Raw genomic sequence first — 20,246 nt, forward strand, 5'->3', positions numbered from 1 at the left:
GAGCGAAGCGAGGGAATCGACAGCACAGCCCCTCCGGTCACTCCTCCGACGAAGGAGGGTCCATGACGGCCGTACGGACGGTGCTGCGGCGGATCGGGTTCTACGTGCTCGTCTCTCTGGTCACGGCGTTCTTCGCGCTGCCGATGCTGTGGCTGGTCACCGCGCCGTTCACGCGGCATCCGACGTTCGCGGTGCGGTGGCCGGACTTCACGCTCGCCAACTTCCGGGCGCTCGGCGACGACCCGAACGCGCTGCCCTCGCTGTACAACTCGGCCGTGCTGTCGCTGTGGACGATGCTGCTCACCGTCGGCGCCGCCGCGCTCGCCGCGTACGCCCTGAGCAAGGCGCGCGTGCCCGGCCGGGACGCGATCCTCTACCTGCTCCTGCTGCTGTCCTCGGTGATCACCGGGACCGCCGCGATGGTGCCGATCTTCCAGCTGATGTTCCGGCTGCGCCTGCTCGATCAGGACCTCGGTGTGATCCTCGTGCTGACCGGCGGGCTGCTGCCGGCCGCCATCTTCATCCTCAAGGACTTCATGGACACCATGCCCCGATCGCATGAGGAGTCCGCGCGGGTCTTCGGCGCGAACTCGCTGCAGGTCTTCGGCCACGTCGTGCTGCCGAACGTACGGCCCGGCCTCGCCACCATCGCCGTCTGGGCGGTGGTGAACGTCTGGGGCAACTTCCTCATGCCGTTCCTGCTGTACCGCAGCCCGGAGAAGCAGCCCGCCGCCGTCACCCTCAACACCTTCTACACCGAGGGCGGCCAGCCGGACCTCGCGCTGATCTCGACGTTCGCGCTGCTCTACTCCGTTCCAGTGGTCGTCATGTTCCTGTTCGTCAGCCGCCGCTACGGCTTCCGTTTCCACGGAGGGATCAAAGGGTGAGAGTCGCACTGGAGGCGGTGACGAAGGTCTACGACGGCGACGTACGAGCGCTGGACGACCTCTCACTGGAGATCGCGGACGGGGAGTTCTTCGCGCTGCTCGGCCCGTCCGGCTGCGGCAAGACGACCCTGCTCCGTACGATCGCCGGGCTCGAGACGGCCACGTCCGGCACCGTACGGATCGGCGAGCGCGACGTCACCCGCCTGCCGCCCGGCGACCGGGACGTGGCGATGGTGTTCCAGGACTACGCGCTGTTCCCGCACATGACCGTGGCCGACAACATCGCCTACCCGCTCCGGCTGAAGAAGGTGCCGCGCGCCGAACGCCGGGCGAAGGCGGCCGGCACCGCCGCCGGGCTGTCCCTCGGCCCGTACCTCGATCGCCGCCCGGCGCAGTTGTCCGGCGGGCAGCAGCAGCGCGTCGCGCTCGCGCGGGCGATGGCCGCCCGGCCCACCGTCTTCCTGCTGGACGAGCCGCTGTCCAACCTCGACGCACGCCTCCGCCTGGAGGCCCGGACGTTCCTGAAGAAGCTGCAGCACGACCTCGGCGTCACCACCGTCTTCGTCACCCACGATCAGGCGGAGGCCCTCGCGCTCGCCGACCGCATCGCCGTCATGGAGGACGGGCGCGTCCGCCAGATCGGCACGGCTCGCGAGGTCTTCCAGCGACCCGCGAACATCTTCGTCGCCGGCTTCATCGGCTCGACCCCGATGAACCTCCTCGAGGGCGAGTGCGTGCCCGGAGACGGCGATCCGACGAGCTCGTGGACCGACGAGATCGACGTGGCGGGCCTGCGGCTGCCGGTCCCCGAGGAGGCCACCGGCCTCGTCGGGCCCGGCGACAAGGTCATCGCCGGGTTCCGGCCCGAGTACGTCCAGGAGGCCGCGGACGGCATCGAGGGCCGGGTGGAGATCGTCGAGAACCTCGGCACGACGTCCCTGGTGACGCTGGCGACCTCGGGCCCGAACGTCCAGCTCACCGTCCCCGAGGACCGCGAACCGGCGGTCGGCGCGACGATGCGGGTCGCCCCGCGGCCCGGCCGCACCCTCCTCTACCGGGCCGACGACGGCGACCTCATCGAGGACTGCTGAATGCATGACCCGATGGCCGAAATCGGACATTCGTCACAATAGGTCGGGGATCTGCTTAAAATAATCGTCCCGACGGGGTCAGTTACGGCGACGGGATGTCCGATGGACCTGAGAAGCGCCGAGGTCGACGACTTAATCTCTCGTACGAGGAACGTGCTCGAATCCCTCGGGACGGCGGGCTCCGGCGGCGCCCGCGAGGTCCGCGGGGTCGGCGAGTCGCCCGACGGCCGGGTGAAAGCCGTCGCGGTGGCGGGACACATCGAGTCACTGGAGCTCGACCCGCGTGTGATGCGGATGCCATCACAGGAGTTGGCCGAGCACATCACGGCAGCGGTGAACGCGGCCCTCGACGGTCTCGCGGCGCAGCCTCCCCCGGCGGAACAACCCGCCTTACCGAGGCCGGAGGTCATCGCGGCGCAGCTCGCCGAAATCCAGGAACAGAGCGTACGCCAACTGGCGGCCATCTCCGAAGCGATCAGCGCGGCGGTCCGGCAGGCTCAGGAGGCCATGTGAACGACAGAATGCTGGTCGACAGGAAGACCACGCTGACGCATACGGCGAACCTTCACCAGACGGCCGGATCGCTCGACGCGTTACAGCAGGATTTCGACGACAAGGTGCAGAGCCTGGTGGAGGAACCGGGCAACGACCTGATCAGCCCGTTGATCTGGGCCGCGCATGACGCGGTCCGCGGAATCCTCCAGAAGTGCGTCTCCTCCAACGTGCACGGCATACGCAGCCACGCCGACAAATGGACCACCCGGCAGCAGCTCCATGACGCCGTCGAGAAAGTGAACATCCAACAAGCACGCAACTCGCTACCGCCACGGTGACGACCATGGGAACGGGGATCAGACTTCCGGACTGGGCCGAACGGCTACTGAACGACCTCGGCTACCAGTGGCCGGAGATCAGCGAAGGCAACCTCGTCGAACTCGGCGGGCTCTACACGCAGCACGGCACGACGCTCGCGCAGGTCCGCGGCCAGGCTCACGGATCCGCCCAGGAGCTCGTCGACGCCAACGCCGGGGACTCGGTCGACGCCTTCCGGCAGAAGTGGCAGGAAAGGCAGCAGCCGCACGACAACCTGGGCATCGCCCAGAAGGCCAGCATCGGGACCGGCATCGGAATGTACGGCTCCGCGGCCATCGTGATCGGCTTAAAGGTCTACACGTTCGTGCAACTGGCGATCCTCGCGATCGAGATCATCGAGGCGATCGCCACCTCGCCCGAGACGTTCGGTGGATCCCTGCTGGAGATTCCGGTCTTCAAGGAGATCCAGGGGATGCTCATCAACGCGGGGATCAACGAGGCCGTCAACGCGCTGCTGTCCGCGTGATCACGTCCATGACGACCGTACGGCCGGGAGAAAGGCGCGCTCATGGCCGGCGGTGCCGCTGAAGGCGAGGCCGGCGCCAAGATCATCTCCTGGGTCGTCAAGGACCTGGCCAAGGCGATGTGGAGGGACACGGAGGCCGACGCCGCGAAGGTCACCGAGGCCGAGGTCCGGGCGGCGACGGAGAAGGCTCTCGCCCGAATGACCGATGACCTCGCCGGGAAAACCGAGAAAGAGGTTCAGGAGGCGCTTCGCAAGGAGGCCGAAGCGCAACTGAAGCGGCAACTGGAAAACCAGGCGCGGAAGCTCCGGCTCCCGGCAGACAGCATCGCCTTCCGATATCGGAACCTCACCGTGGAGGATTACGCCGGGCGGTTCCTGCGCGGCGGAGTGTGGCGCGAGCTGGGCAGCGAATACCGTCAGATGACGGTAGAGGAGGCACTCAAGACGGGGAACAGCAAAGTGCGGAAGATATTGACAGATCTGCGGGACAAGTTCCGGAAGTAGGCGCCTGCCGTAGGATAAAGGCTCCTCGTCCGGCGACGGAAAGGTTGTCGATGGATCGTTCGCCACTCGCCCGCAAGGACCCGGCGGTCCGCGAACTGGTCGATCGATTCGCCGCCGACCTGGGCGCCGAATCGTTCGACCTGGTGGACCACTGGGAAGACCTGATGGCGATCGGACTCGCCCGCCCGAGCGACCATGACGTACTCGTCTACGTCGCGATAGCGATCAACGACGAAGGTGACGTTCTCGAATCTGAGGACAGATATTATTACGAATGCGAGACGCCGTCCGACGCCGATGAGCTCGGATATACCGTCGCCCGCAGCGGCGACCACGTCTCCTACGAGGAGATGCTGAGAGCGGCCGCCGCACACCTCCGGACACAACAGGCTTGATCGCCCGATCCCGTACGGCCGCCTGCTACTGACCGCGCCACCAGCCGACCAGGGTGCGCCACCAGCGGGGCCGCTCCGTGTCCGAGAAGTCCGGCCGCTCCGGCATGGCGAGCGGCGCCGGCGGGGCCGGGGGGTTCTCCGTCGCCACGGGCACGGGAGCGGGCACCGCCACGGGCGGGAAGCGGACCGGGAGCGCGGTCAGCGCACGGTGGAACATCCCCGGTCGCCACTGCAGCCCTTCGGGGGGAGGCGCGAGTTCCATGCCGGGGAGCTTGTCGAGGAGCTTCTCGATCGCGGCCGTGGCGATGAGACGTCCGTGGCTCTGCGCCGGGCAGGTGTGCGGCCCCGCGCCCCACGCCAGGTGCGCCCGGTTGCCCGCCCGTACGTCGGACGCCAGCGACGGATCGGTGTTCGCGGCGGCGAAACTGACGACGACCGGCTGGTCGGCGGGCAGCCAGACGCCGTCGAGGTCCGTCTCCTTCGGCGGGTAGGTGGCCGCGTAGTTCGCGATGGGCGGGTCCATCCACAGCACCTCGTCCAGCGCGTCCTCGATGGGCAGGCTGCCCCCCGACAGGCCGTCCGCGAAACGATCGTCGGACAGCAGCAGCAACATGGTGTTCGCGATGAGGTTCTGCACGGGCTCGGTCCCGGCTCCGATGAGCGTGACGAGCTGGCTCAGCATCTCCTCGTCCGTCAGCTCCGCCGGGTGGGCCATCAGCCAGGAGGTCACGTCGGGGCCCGGGTTGGCGCGTTTGTAGGCCACCAGCTCCATGATGGCCTCGCCCAGGATCATGTTGAACTTCTCGGCCTCGATGCCTTCGAAGATGCCGCTCATGCCCTGGACCAGCCGATCCCCGATCACCGACGGGCAGCCGAACATGGAGTTGAACACGAGGAGGGGCAGGACGCGGGCGTAGTCGGTGATCAGGTCCATCTGGCCGACGTGCGCGTTCTGCGCGATGAGGGAATCGGCGGTGGTCTCCACCCAGCCGCGCAGAACGTTGGAGTCCACCTGCGCCAGACTCGCCGTCACCGCGGACCGCAGCCGGGTGTGGACGGCGCCGTCGGTGAACAGGGCGTTCGGCCGGTAGCCCATCATCGGCAGCAGCGGGCAGTCGGGCGCGACGTTCGCCTGCCAGCGGCGGGGGTCCTTGGGGAACCTGATCGGGTCGCGCAGGACGTCGAGCGCGGCCTGGTAGCCGACGACGAGCGTGCCGGGCACGCCGGGTGACAACTCGACCGGCGCGGCGCCTCCGTACCGGCGCAGGGCGGCGTAGGTGCCATGGGGATCGGCGGCGAATTCCGGCCCGTACAACGGCAGGCGGCCGGAGTGGGCGGGGCATCCTGAGGAAGGTCCGGTGCCGAACTGGTCGGGAGTCACGCGGGCTCCTTTTCGAGGGGGTCGGGGAGCCTCTGCCGCGAATCAAGGCGTCCACGGTCGGCCGGACCGGAGTCCGGACGCCCATAACGACCGACGAAAGAAACGCGGGCAGCGCCAAGGAGCCGAAAGGCTACAGCCGGTGATTCCCAAATTCCAGTGAGATGACCGAATTCGGGCCGCTCAGCCGAATCGGTACGGGGTGAGGTACTCGGGCACGACCACCTTGGTGCGCGGGCTGATCTTCTGTACGGTCGCGATGAAGTCGTCCATATGCGGCTTCGTGCTCGGGTCGGGCTTCGGCGGGTTCTCCAACTCCACCTCGAAGTCGTCCCAGTGGACCGGCACGATGACGGAGGGCCGGTTCAGCGCCGTGATGACACGGTCCGCGTAGTCGTAGGTCGAACCGCTCGCCTGCATGGCGATCATGGCGATGTCGGGCGAGAGGCCGGTCACGTTGCGCTCCACGAAGTCGCTCGCGCCCATGAAGAAGACCGCGGGGCCGTCCTTCAGGGTCACCTGGAAGTTCAGCGTGTCGCCCTCCGGCAGGTCGCCCACCGTCTTCGGCTTCTCGGGCCGGCTGAGGCGCACACCGGGGAACGCGACCGAGTACGCGGCGTTGCGGCTGTGCAGCGAAGCGACCACCTCGACGGTGTACGCGCCGAAGTCGAGCACCTCACCGCCCTTGACCGGGCTCAGCTGCGAGGACGGCACGTCGCACGCCAGCGCGAGGTTGTAGGTCGTCATGGTGCCGAGGACCCGCGCACCCGTCTTCTGCGCGATGTACGGGACGTCGTTGAAGTGGTCCCAGTGCGAGTGGGTCACCAGGATCGTCTCCGGCCTGCCGACGTTCTCATCGATCGTCTTGGTGTCCACCGTCAGCTCTGTGGCGGGGTTGAACTTCCCGTCGAACATGCCGGTGGAGTACCGGCTGAGGTACGGGTCGATGAGCAACGTCCGCGACCCGATGTCGATCCGCCATCCCGCCGTACCGAACCAGCGGAACGTCGCGGCGGTGCTCTTCTTCCTGGCCCGTGGCGCCGCCGGGGCCTGGCCGGTCGTGGGTGGTGCGAACACGGATGCCGCCGCCACCGAAGCGACGGTGGCGCCTCCGGCGCCGCGCAGAAAAACCCGGCGGCCGACTCGTTGTCCGGACATGCTGATCTCCCCTTTCGGGTCGGCTGAGCGACTGATCAGCGCAGACTCAACCATCAGGCGTCCGCCCACGTCCAAGATCGTCCCAGCTAACCGTGGATACGCGGATGGATATCAGGGCAGGTCGGCGGCGGTGTGACTACGCGCGTCGCGCGACCGAAGCGCCTCCACCGCGATGCGCGCGGCCTCGCCCATCGCCAGGTCCACGTCCAGGCTGCGGGTGCCGAGCCGTTCGGTCCGCGCGAAGATCGCGATGGCGTACCGTCCCCCATCGGGGTACTCGGCGACGCCGGCCTCGATGTGCAGGCCCGGCAGCGTCCCCGTCTTGGCGGGCACGCGCACCTCGGACGGGAATCCGGCGGGGAGCCGCGTCCAGAAGATCTGACGTCCCATCAGCTCCCGCACCATCGCGCACGCCGGCGCCGGACCCGCCTCGTCCCGCCAGATCAGGCTCAACAGCCGGGTGATCTCCCGTGCCGTGCTGGAGGTGGTGCGCTCCGGATCCAGCACGCTCAGCCCTCGGACCCGCTCCTCCGAGAGGGTCGAGAAGATGCGGGCGAACTCCACGTCCGTCCGGGCGCCGACGTCGGCGAACATCGACTCCAGGAGTTCGCGCGGGCCGCCGATCAGCCGCGTGCGTGTCAGGCCCAGCTCCGCCGTCAGCAGGGACAGGGTGTCCGGCCCGACGCGGCGCAGCAGCAGGTCGGCCGCCGTGTTGTCGCTGACCGACATCGTGAAGTAAGCCAGATCGCGGAGCGACACCTCGGCGTCGTCCGCGCAACCGGCCAGTCCCCAGCCGCCGAGCCGGTCCCGGGCCCGTACGACGACGCGCTCGGCGGGGTCGAGTTGCCCGGCGACCACCTGCCGGGCGAACTCGAGCACCAGCAGGATCTTGAAGACCGAGGCGATGACCACCTGCTCGTCGGGGCGCACGCCGATCTGCCGGCCGTCGCGGATGTCGACCACGTGAAGGCGGGCGGTCGCCGAGGCCCTGGCGAACGTCTGGGTGATCAGCTCCTCCGTCCGCACGCGGCCACGCTATCGGAGTGGTCGGCCCGATCCGCGTTCGAGTGATAGCCGACCGCCTATCGTGTCGGCGTGGACCTTTCCCGGCACCTGCGGTACTTCGTCGTCGCCGCGGAGGAACTGCACTTCGGCCGTGCCGCGGAGGTCATCGGGATCGCGCAGCCGCCACTGAGCCAGTCGATCCAGCGGCTGGAGCGCGAGCTCGGGGTCGAGCTGTTCGACCGTTCCCGGCGACAGGTGCGGCTCACGACGGCCGGGCACCTGCTCCTCGACGAAGCGCGCGAGCTCCTGGCCAGGGAGGAACGCCTGCGCACGCTCATGCGGAAGGCGGGTGACGGAGCGCTGGGCGTCCTGCGTGCGGGCGTCCCTCCGGAAACGCCGGCCGTGGCGTTGCAGGCGCTGTCGCGGCGCATCACCGACGAGGTCCCGGAACTCGACGTGGACCTGCAGGAGCTGACCACGGCCGAGCAACTGCGTCTGCTCGCCTCGGCGCAACTCGACGTCGGACTCGTACACCATCCCGTGGACGCCGCCGACCTGCGCTTCGGCCCGACCGTGGACGTGGCGCTGGGCGTCGTGCTGCCCCGTACGTCGCCGCTGGCGCGGCTGCGCGAGCTCGGGCTGTGCGACCTGGCCGGCCATGACCTCATCCTCGCCCCCCGGGCGACCGCACCGGGTTGGCACGACCATGTGCTCGACGTGTGCCGGGCCGACGGCTTCACGCCCGCGCGCATCCGCCATGCCCGTAACCCGGAGTTCCTGCTCGGCCTGGTCCTGAGCGGGCATGGCGTCGCGTTCGAGCAGGAGGCACTGGCCCGCCGCGAGCCGCGCGTCGCGTGGCGCCCGCTGGCCGGCGATCCGCTGCGCCGCGGCATGTCCGCCGCCTGGCCCGCCGACACGGCCCATCCGGCCGCACCGAGATTCGGTGCCCTGGCGGCGGCCGTCCTCACCGGCGAGGGCACCCCGGCCACGCCGCCCGCCCCGGACACGCCGCGCCCGTGGTCGGTGGTCTACACCCCGAACCGCTGATCGATCAGTCGGAGTTGCTCCACATCAGGACGCCTGGTCCGTCCGGTGTCCGGACCGGGATCCACGCCTCGTCCGCCTCGGCGATCCGCGCGTCGTCGAGTCGCAGTTGGTGCGGCTCGTCGTCGACGCCGTCGGACGTCCAGAAGGTGACACCCTCGACGATGCGCCGCAACGTGGTCACCTCACCGTCCGACCAGCGGTGATTCCAGGTCCCCGAACCACGGAAGTGCGTCACGAACAGCTCCCCGAACGCGTCCAGGGCGTCCGGCCCGAACACGGGCACCAGGTAGCCCTCGGCCTTCCCCTGGCGGCACGCCGTTCCGCCGTACTGCTGCTGGTAGCAGACCCCGGTGGGGGCCTCGACGACGACGTACAGCCACCCGTCGTCCATGCCATCGGGGTCAAGGAAAACGAACCGCCGCGCGTTCACCCGCCCAGTCTCCCGGCCCACCGCCGCCCCCACAACGCCTTTTCAGCGACGGCGCCGCTGAGCTTCATCGGACGGGTCCGAGCTGAACGGTCGCGATGCGATCCCAGATGTAAGAGTGGCCCACGCGTTCCTGGCTGACGAGATCGATCGCGTCGATCCGTACGTCGACCGGTGCCGGTGGAGACTGCATAGCGCTGATCACTGGTTCCGCCGGAGCCTCCGAGTTGCTGTAGGCGACGGAAAGATGGGGCACCCAGTCCGGGTCGTCAGTGAGCCGGTTGGCGCGTACGGTCATGGCGACTGCCTGCCTGACTCCTGCTCGCACCGCATCCAAGCCGTCTCTTGGATCGACGCCCAGAACCAGCGCCTCGCTGTGGAACAACGGACGCCCGAGACTGACGCTCGTCGGCGCTACTGATCGCATACGCTCGGAAACAGCAGTGATCATATTCTGAAGCTCCGAATCGCTGATCTCATCCGTGAAGCCGACGATCTGTGTCGTCATGTGGAGCCATGGTGTCGGCACGGAATCCAACCCAGGAAGGCCAGCGAGACGGTCTCGGCACTCTTCAACGAGCTTCTCGGCACCTGGCCGATCGTCGAACAAGACGTGCCACACGTAAAGTCGACGTCCTGGGCGTACGCCGGGACGCCACCACCAATGATTCGTCATTCTTTTCGGCAGAGGACTCATCGAACCTCCCGAGTACGCCCTTCTCTGGCATCCAACGACTCCAAGCGAAACCTACGAATCTGCTCTCGTAGAGTGGTGGCCGTATCGCTCGCTCGATAGCGACGGTCTTCGAGTCCCCGTCCTATCGCTTTCATTCGACCACTGATCGTGGTGACTCGAAACGCAGGACCGATCTCGAAGACGGAAGTGAGCTCCGCTTGAGCACCTTCTGGGTCGCCGTTCAGTAGATGAGCGAGTGCTGCGCCGATTCTGACTTGTGCCCACGTTCCGTAGACCCAGGGATCTCCGTCCGCCCACGCGCCATCGGCAGTCTCGGCCGCGCGCAGCATCGCCCCAGGATCACGGGCACCGAGGTGAACCTGCAACGCATAAGTCGCTTGGCGCGCACGCGGGCACGACCAAGCAGTGGCGTCTTCGTCGAGAGATGCGATCTCGTCTCGAGCGCCGTCTGCGGCCACGAGGGCGCATCTGGCTCTCTCAAGATCCCCGAGCGACTTCAAGGCTGTGGCCTTCGAAACAGCCAACAGCACTTTCTCAGGCCCAGCCGGGCTGAGCTCCAGTCCCTTGCCCGCGAGGTTCGCGGCCTCAGCGAAGTCTTTCTCCCAACGGGCCGTCTTGGATTGGGCGATTAAGACGAGAGCTCGAGCGAAATCCGAGTCCGCCTCCTCCGCACATGTCCAGGCGGTGCGGCCACAAGCTCCAGCAACACGGTAACGTCCGACATCGCCGGCGAGCAATGTTAGCAGGGCGAGCAGTTCCGCAGAGACTTCGAGAAGCGCCTTTGTCTGATTGATTCTCTGCCGACCGGACCGCAGAATGGTCGCGACACCGTTCTGCAGAACTTCAGTATCGGCCATCACGTCGAGAGGCGGCCGCCGAGGATACTCATAAGAGAGTCGCCGGGAGTTCTCACGCAGCATTTCAATAGCCGAGTCACCGACATTCGATTGCTCGAGCCAGGCCGCGAACTCGATCGTTTCAGACACGACCGATTTACCCGTATCGACCAAGGATGACTGTTTCGCCGTGGTGTTCTCCGGATCTGGGAAGAGATCCTCTTCCGCCATGTCGAACGCGCGGCAGTAGAGCAGACGGTAGCGCTCGGAGATGCCGACGGTGCCGCGCTCCCAGCGCTTCACATAGGTGAGCAGGCACTCATAGTCGGGGAGTGAACCGCGGGCGTCTCCGGCGGACCGCGCGAGCTGGCGTGCCATTTCCGGTTTGTCCCAGCCGCGAGCCTTGCGTTCGGTGCGGACGCGCTCGGCGTGCAACCGGCGAGTGTCGACGGACATTTTCCAGCACCTCTGCTGACGTCCCAGAACACCGAGGGCGTGTTCTGCCTTGTTCCCGCATTGTCCCCTGTCGCTCCCCAAGGCGCACCGACTTCACTGAAGGTCACCGAAGGGATACACGAGCGAAGGCAGGGAGGTCGCCGCGGTGACCGATTCGACGACGGATCCACAGCCGGGAGTGGCGCGGATCGAACAGACGATCCGCGCACGGCTCGATGAGCTCGCCGAGGCTCTACGGAACCAGAGCCTGGCGGTTCGGGTGGGGACCAGTGCGCTGGTGGCCTGGAACCCCGCCGCGTCGGTGACCGATGACCCACGCGGACAGGCCATGAACCCGGGCCTGTCGCAGTACGTGGCCATCGCACCGGATGGCGGGTCACCGCACTGGTACTGGTGCTGGACCGGCCCCACCCGCGACGCGTCGCTGGAGACCGAATACATGTGCCCGGCCGAGGAGATCGACCGCGCCGCCACCCTGATCACCAAGGTACTGCGCGTCGACGGGCACGACGAGTGTCGGTCATGACCGATGCCTGGCCCCGCTCCCGTGTCGGGCAAGAAGCCGATACACACATCGATCAACCGCGCCCATGCCCGTACGGTCCCGATGCGGGGATGTGGCTCGCGCGGCTGCGGGCCGAGTTTCCCCGCTGGGGCATCCTGTTCGACCCGTGGAGATCCACCTGGATAGCGGTCCGGGGCCGGCACCAGATCGAGATCGCGCCCACAGCGATCGCGTTACGCGCCGCACTGTGGGCACGGAGGCCTTGATCGCTGGCATGTGCTGCGCCCTATGGTCACCGATCACCAGGGATCACATGCTCGGGCGGCTGCGTACCGCGCCGCCGGTCCCTGGCCGGTCACGCCGTACAACGTGGAGGTCCCGCCGTCGGCTCGGCCGGCGGCGGGACCTCTTGAGCGCACGTCAGGTGGTCTGGGTCAGAAGGCCTCTTCGGGGAGGTCCATCAGGTCGGCCGTGGTGGCCTCGGTGATCGCGCGCTCGGCGGCGAGCTTCGGCAGCTGGGTCGCGCAGAAGAACTGGGCGGCCGCGATCTTGCCGGTGTAGAACGCCTTGTCGGCCTCGGAGACCTCGCCGCCCAGCTTGGTGAGCGCGACCTCCGCCTGGCGGCAGAGCAGCCAGGCGATGACGACGTCGCCGAGCGCCATGAGGAGGCGGGTCGTGTTGAGGCCGACCTTGTAGATCTCCTCCGACCGCTCCATCGAGCCGAGCGCCCAGCCGATCATCGGGTTGAGGATGCCCTGGGCGTCCTCGAGGGCCGTGCCGAGCAGGGCCCGCTCCTTCTTGAGCCGGCCGTTGCCCGCCTCGCTGTCCACGAACTCCTTGATCTGCCCGGCGAGGTGCTGCAGCGCCTCGCCGTTGTCCCGGAGGATCTTGCGGAAGAAGAAGTCCATGCCCTGGATCGCCGTGGTGCCCTCGTACAGAGAGTCGATCTTGGCGTCCCGGATGTACTGCTCGATCGGGTAGTCCTGCAGGAAGCCGGAGCCGCCGAGGGTCTGCAGCGACTGGGTCAGCACCTCGTACGCCCGCTCGGAGCCGACGCCCTTGACGATGGGCAGCAGCAGGTCGTTGACCTTCTCGGCGAGCTTGTCCGGCTCACCGGCGGCCTCGGCGAGCTGCGCCTTGTCCTGGTACGTCGCCGTGTAGAGGACGAGCGCCCGCATGCCCTCGGCGTAGGCCTTCTGCAGCATGAGCAGGCGGCGTACGTCGGGGTGGTGGGTGATGGTGACGCGCGGCGCGGCCTTGTCGGCCATCTTGGTCAGGTCGGCGCCCTGCACGCGCTCCTTGGCGTAGGCCAGCGCGTTGAGGTAGCCGGTGGACAGCGTCGAGATCGCCTTCGTGCCGACCATCATGCGGGCCTGCTCGATGATCAGGAACATCTGCTTGATGCCCTCGTGGACGTCGCCCACGAGGTAGCCGATGGCCGGGTGCTTCTCGCCGAAGGTGAGCTCGCAGGTCGTGGAGACCTTGAGGCCCATCTTCTTCTCGACGTTGGTGACGTAGGCGCCGTTGCGCTCGCCGAGCTCACCGGTCTCCGTGTCGACGAGGTACTTCGGCACGATGAACATCGACAGGCCCTTGGTGCCCGGCTTGGCGCCCTCGGGGCGGGCCAGCACGTAGTGCAGGATGTTGTCGGCCATGTCGTGCTCGGCGCTGGTGATGAAGCGCTTGACGCCCTCGATGTGCCACGTGCCGTCGGGCTGCTGGATCGCCTTCGTACGGCCGGCGCCGACGTCGGAGCCCGCGTCGGGCTCGGTCAGCACCATGGTCGAGCCCCAGTGCTTCTCGACCGCCATCTCGGCGAGCCTCTTCTGCTCCGGCGTGCCGATGCGCCACAGGAGCTGGGCGAAGCTCGGGCCGCTGGAGAACATCCAGACGGCCGGGTTCGCGCCGAGGATGAGCTCGGCGACGGCCCAGTGCAGGCTGCGGGGGGCGTTCATGCCGCCGAGTTCGGTCGGCAGCTCGAGGCGCCACCACTCGGCGTCGTTGAAGTAGGCCCGGAAGGACTTCTTGAAGCTCTCGGGCATCGTGACCGAGTGCGTCTCGGGGTCGAACACGGGCGGGTGCCGGTCCGCGTCCTCGAAGGACTCGGCGAGCACGCCGGTGGCGAGGCGGTTCACCTCGTCCAGGACGCTGCGCGCGGTGTCCTCGTCGACCTCACCGAACGGCCCGGTGCCCAGGATCTCCTGACGGCCGAGGACCTCGAAGAGGTTGAACTCGATGTCACGCAGGTTGCTCTTGTAGTGCCCCATGAACACCCCGTTGCTCTCGGGCGGGCGGATCGCACCCGGGTTACGTACCAGTCAGTAACACCTGATGCTACCCGTGGGTAACTGAACAGACAACTGTGCCCCGAAATATGGGTGTTCGGCGGCGAATGGGCGATCACGGCTTGCCCGAGCCACCCCCTTCCCTACCGGGCGATGTATGACATTCGGCGCAGCCTTGGTGATCAATCGAGCCTACGATGACCGTCTGTGGCCGATCGGTGGAATGCCGTCCGCACCTGGCGGGACGGTGAGCGACGACTGCGGCTGACCCGCTCCGAACGGCGGCTCTGGGACGCGTACCCGACGGGCGCGCTCGTGTCGCTCGGCGACGAACGGCCGCCCGCCACCGGCTCCCCGGACCGTACGATCCGGGCCGAGGTGATCTCCGCGCTGCTGCTCGGCGCGTGCGAGCCCGCGCCCGGGCACGTGCCCGCCGTACGCCTCCGCGGCGCCCGCGTCACCGGCGTGCTGAACGTCTCCGGCGGCGCCGTCGGCTGCGAGCTCCGGCTCGAGCACTGCGTCCTCGAGGAACGACCGGACTTCTCCAACGCCCGCGCCCGGCAGATGCGCCTGAACGGCTGCGCGTTCCCCGGGTTCGACGGCGGCGGCCTCCAGGCGGACGGCTACCTGAGCCTGTCCGAGTCGCTGATCGAGGGCGAGGTACGACTGACGCGGGCGGCGCTGTCCGGCGGGTTCCGGATGAACAACGTGCGCCTGCGCAACCCCGGGGGATACGCCCTGTACGCGGGCCTGCTCACGGTCGACGCCGGCGCGTACATCCGCAACTCCGACATCACCGGCGAGGTGCGCCTCACCGGCTCCCGCATGACGGGCGGCCTCTTCCTGTTCGGGACGACGGTGCGCGACGGCGCCTGCGCCCTGGACGGCGACAACATGATCGTCCAGGACCGCATGGAGTGCAGCGCCGGCTTCACCGCCGAGGGCCCGGTGCGCCTGCGCGGCGCGCGGATCGACGGCACCCTCTCGTTCGACCAGGGCGCGATCCGCGCCCCCGGCCGGCGCGCCCTCCATCTGAGCCACGCCGACGTCAAGGAACTGATCCTCGTCCCCCGCGAGCCGGTCCAGGGCGAGGTGACGCTGGGGTACTCGCGCATCGACGTCATCCTGGACCGGCCCGACGTCTGGCCCGAGCAGCTGCGGCTCAACGGCCTGGTGTACGAGACGCTGCGCGGGGAGCCGGAGGAGGGCCAGCGGCTCGACTGGGTCTCCCGGGACCCCCATGGATTCCGCCCGCAGCCGTACGAGCAGCTCGCCGTCTGGCTGCGCCGGATCGGCCGGGAGGACCTGGCCCGTAAGTGCCAGCTCGCCAAGCAGCGGGCCCGGCGGCGGCACCTCGGGCCGATCGGCCGCGCGTGGGGCGTCCTGCTCGACTGGACGGTCGGGTACGGTTACCGGCCCTGGATCGCCGCCGTGTGGCTGGCGGTGCTCGTCGCCGTCGGCACCATCGTGTTCAGCGTCGACCACCCGCATACGATCAAGCAGCCGGACGAGCGACCGCACTTCCACGCGCTGATCTACACGCTCGACCTGATGCTGCCGATCGAGACGTTCGGGCAGCGCACCGCCTGGGACCCGGTCGACTGGTCCCGCTGGCTCGCCTGGTCCCTGACCGGCACCGGCTGGATCCTGGCCACCGCGCTGATCTCCGGCGTCGCCCGGGTGCTGCGTCCATCCTGAGGATCGCGGGGAAGAATGAGGTCCGTGGGAACCTACCTGATCACCGGGGCCACGGGCGGCATCGGCTCGGCCGTCGCCGAGCTGCTGTACGACGCCGGGCACTCGCTCATCCTCGTCGGGCGGTCCGCCGCGCGGCTGGAGGAGACCGCCATGCGGCTCGTCTCCCCGACCCCGCTGGCCGTCGAGCCGACGGCCCACCCGACGGGCGAGGAGCGCGTATGGACCCTGGCGCTGGACCTGTCCGACCCCCGGCGGATCGAGGCGTCGCTCGCCGGCGCCGACCTGCCGGCGCTGGACGGGGTCGTCCACAGTGCGGGCGTGGTCGAGCTGGGCACCGTCGCGGAGGCGCCGCCGGGCACCTGGGTCGAGCAGCTCCTGGTGAACGCGGCCGCCCCCGCCGAGCTGACCCGCCTGCTGCTGCCGCTGCTGCGCGCGGCGCGCGGCCACGTCGTCTTCGTCAACTCGGGCTCGGGGCTGCGCGCCCGGGGCGGGTGGGCCGCGTACGCCGCGAGCAAGCACGCGCTGCGGGCCCTCGCCGACGCGCTCCGCGACGAGGAGCCGGAGATCCGGTCACGTCGGTCTACCCGGGCCGTACGGCGAGCGAGATGCAGCGCAAGGTCCGCGACCAGGAGGGCGAGGCGTACGACCCGGCGGACTACATGTCGGCCCGGACCGTCGCCACGGTGATCGTGAACACGCTGGCCACCCCGCGCGACGCGACCGTCACCGACGTCAGCGTGCGCGGCTGACCCGGTCCCGGGAGGGCGGCGTCAGGCGGGCGGCAGCGCCGCCGGGGCGGTGCGGCGGCGGGTCAGGCGGGCGGCGAGTATGCCGCCGATCAGCCCGAACAGGTGTGCCTGCCAGGAGATGCCCGGCTGCCCGGGCAGCACACCGAAGATCATCGTGCCGTACACCAGGGCGATGACGACGCCGAGGAGGATGTCCAGGACGCGGCGTTCGAAGAAGCCGCGCGCCAGCAGGTAACCGAAGTAGCCGAAGATCAGACCGCTCGCGCCGACGGTCACGACGTTCGAGGCGGCCAGGAACCACACGCCGAGACCGCTGACGACCATGACGATCACGCTGACGGCGATGAAGCGGCCCAGGCCGCGCAGCGCCGTCAGGAAGCCGAAGATCGCCAGCGGTACCGAGTTGGCCATGATGTGGTCGAGGTTGGCGTGCAGGAACGGCGCCGTGAAGATGTGCCACAGGGAGTGCACGTTGTGCGGCTGGATGCCGTACTCCCGGGTGAGGTCACCACCGTAGTTCGCGACCTCCACCGCCCAGCAGGCGCCGAGCAGCAGGACGGTGATGATCAGCGCGCCGACCGCGCGCGAGGCGTGGTGGGCGAGTCCGTCGCGGGGGGACCGCGCGGTGATCGAGGGGTCGGCCATAGCGCAACCGTACGTCGCGGACCGTCGGGGTGAAATAAGAAACCGCGGGCGCGGGCCTCAGTGCCAGGCGGGCGCGGCGGGCAGCGGCTTCAGGCGCAGGTAGCGGCGCTCGTCGGGGGTGGTTCCGCCCCAGATGCCGGCCGACTCGCCCGCGCGCAGCGCCCAGGCCAGGCAGTCCGACGCCACGGGACAGCTCGCGCATACCTGCTTGGCCTCGGCCACCTGGTCCAGGGCCGGGCCGCTGGTGCTGACCGGGAAGAACAGCTCGGGGTCGGCGCTTTGGCAGGCCGCGAGATCCGTCCAGTGTTCGATCATTACGATGCCTCCAGGTCGAACAAGGCCGCGAGGGTCTCGGGGCGCGCCTCGGCGCGTCTCCGGACCGGCAGCAGCCGATCGATGATCTGCCGGAGCGCGATCTCGACGACGCCGAGGTGGTCCTCCGCGAGCGAGGGGACGCGGCGGGCCAACCGGGTGAGCTCGTCCTCGACCAGCTCCTGACAGTGGCGGTCCAGGAGCCGGGCGGGAGCATCCATCGTCGACGGTGCGGTCACGCCGCCTCCTGAAGCGCTATTGACGAATCGTAGTACTACCAACTGTAGTACTACGCCTAGTCGTGTCAATTCTCGCTAAAGTTTTGGACCGTGCCCACCGATGTGACCTTCCGCGACGCCACCAGAGACGACGTGCCGGCGATCGTCGCGCTGCTCGCCGACGACGCGATCGGCGCGGGCCGGGAGGGCGACATCGACGCCTACTGGGCCGCCTTCGCCGACATCGACGCCGACCCGCGCAACCGCCTGATCGTGGCGGAGGTCGACGGCGAGGTCGCTGGCACGCTGCAGCTCACCTTCATCCCCGGGCTCAGCCGGATGGGCACCGAACGCGCCCAGATCGAGGCGGTCCGCGTCGGCAGCGCCCACCGGGGCCGCGGCCTCGGTCACCGGTTGATCGACTGGGCGATCGGCGAGGCGCGGCGGCGGGGCTGCGGCCTCGTCCAGTTGACCTCGGACAAGCGCCGCACGGACGCCATCCGCTTCTATGAGTCCCTCGGTTTCGAAGCGACCCACGAGGGCATGAAGCTGCCGCTCTGACGCCGTTCGGTAAACCTTGATCGACTTATGGGCGTCCTGACAGCGGATCATCCGCGCATGCGCAGCAAGGGCTTAGCCCGGCGTTTACCCGGGTGTTGGTTACATGTCCGGACACTCAGGTAGATCGAAGGGATCCCCCCCAGCGATGGTCGCACTCGCCGCGTCGGCCCGGCTCGACGCAGACGACGTCCTTCGGATCCGCTGGGCCGAGCCCCCGGCCGACGAGACGACACTCACGCTCCGCCGGGAGGACACCGCGCACACGGTCCGCCTCGACGGCGCGGCCGCCGACCTGTCGCGGCTGGACCTCGCCGCCGGAACCTGGTCGGTGCACGCGGCCGAGGCCGAGGTGATCACGACCGACCCGGGCTTCTCGCTCGACGGCCTGGCGGAGTACGCGCGACGGAGCCGCACCCGGGCGCTGCGGACCTTCCGCGCGCCCTCGGGCGGCCTGCGCGTCGACGTGCGGTCGGTCGAGCCGTACGCCGAGGTCACCGCCGTCCACCCGGGTGAGGACAAGCTGACGCTCGAGGGGTTCCTCGCGTACGGCGCCACGCCCACCGCCGACGAGATCGTCGCCGCCCGGCGCAAGACCGCGGAGGAGGTCACCGGCCCGGTGACCGTCACCGGGGACCGCTGGCACGCCGAGCTGCCGAACGCCCCCTTCGCGGTGGAGACCGAGCGCGGCTTCTGGGACCTGCGGATCGGTGCTCTCAACATCGCCACCCTGCTCGACGACATCCCGGACAAGAAGAACAAGGTCCGGTTCCCGGCACGGCACGTCGTACGGGACATCGACCGCGTACGAGTCCGTGCCTACTACACCGACAAGGACCACCTCGCGATCGCCACCACGGTCGTCGCGAACGCGGAGGCGTCATGAAGATCTCCATCCTCATCATGAACGCCTATGGCATGGGCGGCACGGTCCGCGCGACGTTGAACCTGGCGGACGAACTGGCCAGGCGCCACGAGGTCGAGGTCGTCAGCGTCTTCCGGCACCGGGACAAGCCGTTCCTGCCGCACTCCGACCGGGTGACGCTGTCCAACCTGGTCGACCTCCGGCCGGATTCCAAGAAGTGGTGGCGGGTCGGGTTCTCCTCCCGGATCAAGAAGCCCAGCACGCTGATGCACCCCGATGAGCGCGCGTACGACAACTTCAACGCCGAGAGCGACCGGGCCCTGCAGCGGTACCTCTCCGACCTGCGGACCGACGTCCTGATCACCACCCGGGCCGGGCTCAACATCGCCGCCGCGCGGCTGGCCCGTGACGGGGTCACCCTCATCGGCCAGGAACACCTGCACTTCGGCGCGCACAAGCCCGGCATCCTCGAAGAGATCCGCACCTGGTACCCCAAGCTGGACGCGGTCATCACGCTGACCGACGCGGACCACACCGAGTACGCGCGGATGCTCGACGGCCACCCGACCCGCGTCCGCACGATCGGCAACGGGCTGCCCGAGGGGCCGCGCCCGCAGTCCCGGCTGGAGAACCCCGTCGTCCTCGCCGCCGGCCGGCTCGTCAAGGTCAAGGGGTACGACCGGCTGCTCGACGCGTTCGCCAAGGTCGCCGAGAAGCGCCCCGAGTGGAAGCTGCGCATCTACGGCAACGGCACGCAAGCCGACAAGCTGAGCGGGCAGGCCCGCCGCCTGGGCCTGCACAACAACGTCGCCTTCATGGGACCGACCAGCGACATCGAGGGCGAACTCGCCAAGGCGTCGATCCACGTCATCACCTCGCGGTTCGAGGGGTTCGGCATGACGATCGTGGAGGCGTTCGCCGCGGGAGTGCCGGTGGTGTCCTTCGACTGCCCGCAGGGTCCCCGGGAGATCATCACGTCCGGTGAGGACGGCGTGCTGGTGCCCGACGGCGACATCGACGCGTTCGCCGACGCCCTGCTGTCCCTCATGGACGATCCGGAGAGGACGCGGCGGCTCGCCGAGAACGGCCGGCGGACCGCGGAGCGCTACCGGATCTCCGAGGTCGCCGACCGTTGGGACGAGGTGTTCGCCACCCTGCGTCACGAGCGGACCGCGTAGTCGCGCAGCGCGA

Annotated in this window: 24 protein-coding genes; 14 read left to right on the plus strand and 10 right to left on the minus strand. The window is 68.9% G+C overall.

The features are described 5' to 3' along the window. The first annotated feature begins 62 nt into the window (after positions 1 to 62). The 7 genes from AB0L00_RS19285 (at position 63) to AB0L00_RS19315 (ending at position 4,216) form a co-directional block, all read left to right on the plus strand. Positions 63 to 887 (plus strand): carbohydrate ABC transporter permease, encoded by an 825-nt coding sequence (locus tag AB0L00_RS19285; protein WP_364435671.1) that lies wholly within the window; start codon positions 63 to 65, stop codon positions 885 to 887. Next, positions 884 to 1,978: an ABC transporter ATP-binding protein gene (locus AB0L00_RS19290; protein ID WP_364435673.1), complete on the plus strand. Its 1,095-nt coding sequence runs from the start codon at positions 884 to 886 to the stop codon at positions 1,976 to 1,978. The genes AB0L00_RS19285 and AB0L00_RS19290 overlap by 4 nt, the downstream gene beginning before the upstream one ends. Positions 1,979 to 2,080: 102 nt before the next feature. Further along, on the plus strand, positions 2,081 to 2,491 hold the full coding sequence (locus AB0L00_RS19295) for a YbaB/EbfC family nucleoid-associated protein (protein ID WP_364435676.1): 411 nt from the start codon (positions 2,081 to 2,083) through the stop codon (positions 2,489 to 2,491). Further along, entirely contained in the window at positions 2,488 to 2,811 is a 324-nt protein-coding gene (locus AB0L00_RS19300; protein WP_364435679.1) for a hypothetical protein, read from the plus strand. Before AB0L00_RS19295 ends, AB0L00_RS19300 begins: the two co-directional genes overlap by 4 nt. A 5-nt stretch (positions 2,812 to 2,816) precedes the next feature. Next, complete coding sequence (locus AB0L00_RS19305) at positions 2,817 to 3,317, plus strand: hypothetical protein (RefSeq protein ID WP_364435682.1); 501 nt, start codon at positions 2,817 to 2,819, stop codon at positions 3,315 to 3,317. A gap of 42 nt (positions 3,318 to 3,359) precedes the next feature. Then, entirely contained in the window at positions 3,360 to 3,821 is a 462-nt protein-coding gene (locus AB0L00_RS19310; protein WP_364435685.1) for a hypothetical protein, read from the plus strand. A 50-nt stretch (positions 3,822 to 3,871) separates the two neighbouring features. After that, on the plus strand, positions 3,872 to 4,216 hold the full coding sequence (locus AB0L00_RS19315; protein WP_364435688.1) for a hypothetical protein: 345 nt from the start codon (positions 3,872 to 3,874) through the stop codon (positions 4,214 to 4,216). A 25-nt stretch (positions 4,217 to 4,241) separates the two neighbouring features. On the opposite strand, the gene AB0L00_RS19320 is transcribed toward AB0L00_RS19315, so the two are convergent. From AB0L00_RS19320 to AB0L00_RS19330, 3 genes are all read right to left on the minus strand, one after another. Then, positions 4,242 to 5,597, minus strand: coding sequence for a cytochrome P450 (locus AB0L00_RS19320; RefSeq protein WP_364435691.1), 1,356 nt, complete (start codon positions 5,595 to 5,597; stop codon positions 4,242 to 4,244). A 180-nt stretch (positions 5,598 to 5,777) separates the two neighbouring features. Next, positions 5,778 to 6,752, minus strand: a complete 975-nt coding sequence (locus AB0L00_RS19325) for an MBL fold metallo-hydrolase (protein WP_364435693.1) — start codon at positions 6,750 to 6,752, stop codon at positions 5,778 to 5,780. A gap of 111 nt (positions 6,753 to 6,863) precedes the next feature. Further along, entirely contained in the window at positions 6,864 to 7,778 is a 915-nt protein-coding gene (locus AB0L00_RS19330) for a serine hydrolase (protein ID WP_364435696.1), read from the minus strand. Between the two features lie 69 nt (positions 7,779 to 7,847). Between AB0L00_RS19330 and AB0L00_RS19335 the strand changes: the two genes are divergently transcribed. Further along, positions 7,848 to 8,804, plus strand: a complete 957-nt coding sequence (locus AB0L00_RS19335; protein WP_364435698.1) for a LysR substrate-binding domain-containing protein — start codon at positions 7,848 to 7,850, stop codon at positions 8,802 to 8,804. A gap of 4 nt (positions 8,805 to 8,808) precedes the next feature. Here AB0L00_RS19335 and AB0L00_RS19340 read toward each other — a convergent pair whose 3' ends face one another. The 3 genes from AB0L00_RS19340 to AB0L00_RS19350 form a co-directional block, all read right to left on the minus strand. Next, positions 8,809 to 9,195 carry a DUF6210 family protein gene (locus AB0L00_RS19340; protein WP_364435701.1) on the minus strand — a complete coding sequence of 129 codons (387 nt, stop codon included), beginning with the start codon at positions 9,193 to 9,195 and terminating at the stop codon, positions 8,809 to 8,811. A gap of 103 nt (positions 9,196 to 9,298) precedes the next feature. Further along, the gene (locus AB0L00_RS19345) at positions 9,299 to 9,928 is read right to left on the minus strand and encodes a 2'-5' RNA ligase family protein (protein WP_364435704.1); all 630 of its coding nucleotides are present in this window, start codon (positions 9,926 to 9,928) and stop codon (positions 9,299 to 9,301) included. Next, a complete protein-coding gene (locus AB0L00_RS19350) occupies positions 9,925 to 11,220 on the minus strand; it encodes a hypothetical protein (RefSeq protein WP_364435706.1) in 1,296 nt (431 codons plus the stop codon). The genes AB0L00_RS19345 and AB0L00_RS19350 overlap by 4 nt, the downstream gene beginning before the upstream one ends. A 145-nt stretch (positions 11,221 to 11,365) precedes the next feature. Here AB0L00_RS19350 and AB0L00_RS19355 point away from each other — a divergent pair, with 145 nt between their 5' ends. Then, complete coding sequence (locus AB0L00_RS19355) at positions 11,366 to 11,746, plus strand: hypothetical protein (RefSeq protein ID WP_364435709.1); 381 nt, start codon at positions 11,366 to 11,368, stop codon at positions 11,744 to 11,746. 413 nt (positions 11,747 to 12,159) lie between these two features. On the opposite strand, the gene AB0L00_RS19360 is transcribed toward AB0L00_RS19355, so the two are convergent. Further along, on the minus strand, positions 12,160 to 13,992 hold the full coding sequence (locus AB0L00_RS19360; RefSeq protein WP_364435711.1) for an acyl-CoA dehydrogenase: 1,833 nt from the start codon (positions 13,990 to 13,992) through the stop codon (positions 12,160 to 12,162). A gap of 225 nt (positions 13,993 to 14,217) precedes the next feature. Between AB0L00_RS19360 and AB0L00_RS19365 the strand changes: the two genes are divergently transcribed. After that, positions 14,218 to 15,708 (plus strand): hypothetical protein, encoded by a 1,491-nt coding sequence (locus tag AB0L00_RS19365; protein ID WP_364435714.1) that lies wholly within the window; start codon positions 14,218 to 14,220, stop codon positions 15,706 to 15,708. Positions 15,709 to 15,732: 24 nt separating this feature from the next. Continuing rightward, on the plus strand, positions 15,733 to 16,395 hold the full coding sequence (locus AB0L00_RS19370; protein ID WP_364435717.1) for an SDR family NAD(P)-dependent oxidoreductase: 663 nt from the start codon (positions 15,733 to 15,735) through the stop codon (positions 16,393 to 16,395). 83 nt (positions 16,396 to 16,478) lie between these two features. On the opposite strand, the gene AB0L00_RS19375 is transcribed toward AB0L00_RS19370, so the two are convergent. From AB0L00_RS19375 to AB0L00_RS19385, 3 genes are read right to left on the minus strand one after another with little or no spacing between them, the layout of a single operon-like run. Continuing rightward, positions 16,479 to 17,102: a rhomboid family intramembrane serine protease gene (locus AB0L00_RS19375; RefSeq protein ID WP_364435720.1), complete on the minus strand. Its 624-nt coding sequence runs from the start codon at positions 17,100 to 17,102 to the stop codon at positions 16,479 to 16,481. A 57-nt stretch (positions 17,103 to 17,159) separates the two neighbouring features. After that, entirely contained in the window at positions 17,160 to 17,417 is a 258-nt protein-coding gene (locus tag AB0L00_RS19380) for a WhiB family transcriptional regulator (RefSeq protein ID WP_364398647.1), read from the minus strand. Next, complete coding sequence (locus AB0L00_RS19385) at positions 17,417 to 17,653, minus strand: hypothetical protein (protein ID WP_364435723.1); 237 nt, start codon at positions 17,651 to 17,653, stop codon at positions 17,417 to 17,419. Before AB0L00_RS19385 ends, AB0L00_RS19380 begins: the two co-directional genes overlap by 1 nt. Positions 17,654 to 17,743: 90 nt before the next feature. On the opposite strand from AB0L00_RS19385, the gene AB0L00_RS19390 reads away from it, so the two are divergent. From AB0L00_RS19390 to AB0L00_RS19400, 3 genes are all read left to right on the plus strand, one after another. Next, complete coding sequence (locus AB0L00_RS19390) at positions 17,744 to 18,193, plus strand: GNAT family N-acetyltransferase (protein WP_364435726.1); 450 nt, start codon at positions 17,744 to 17,746, stop codon at positions 18,191 to 18,193. Between the two features lie 145 nt (positions 18,194 to 18,338). Then, positions 18,339 to 19,076, plus strand: a complete 738-nt coding sequence (locus AB0L00_RS19395; protein WP_364435728.1) for a hypothetical protein — start codon at positions 18,339 to 18,341, stop codon at positions 19,074 to 19,076. Continuing rightward, positions 19,073 to 20,233 (plus strand): glycosyltransferase family 4 protein, encoded by a 1,161-nt coding sequence (locus AB0L00_RS19400; RefSeq protein ID WP_364435731.1) that lies wholly within the window; start codon positions 19,073 to 19,075, stop codon positions 20,231 to 20,233. The genes AB0L00_RS19395 and AB0L00_RS19400 overlap by 4 nt, the downstream gene beginning before the upstream one ends. Positions 20,234 to 20,246 lie beyond the last annotated feature (13 nt).

The organism is Actinoallomurus sp. NPDC052308 (genome assembly GCF_040679195.1).
Classification (GTDB): domain Bacteria; phylum Actinomycetota; class Actinomycetes; order Streptosporangiales; family Streptosporangiaceae; genus Actinoallomurus; species Actinoallomurus liliacearum.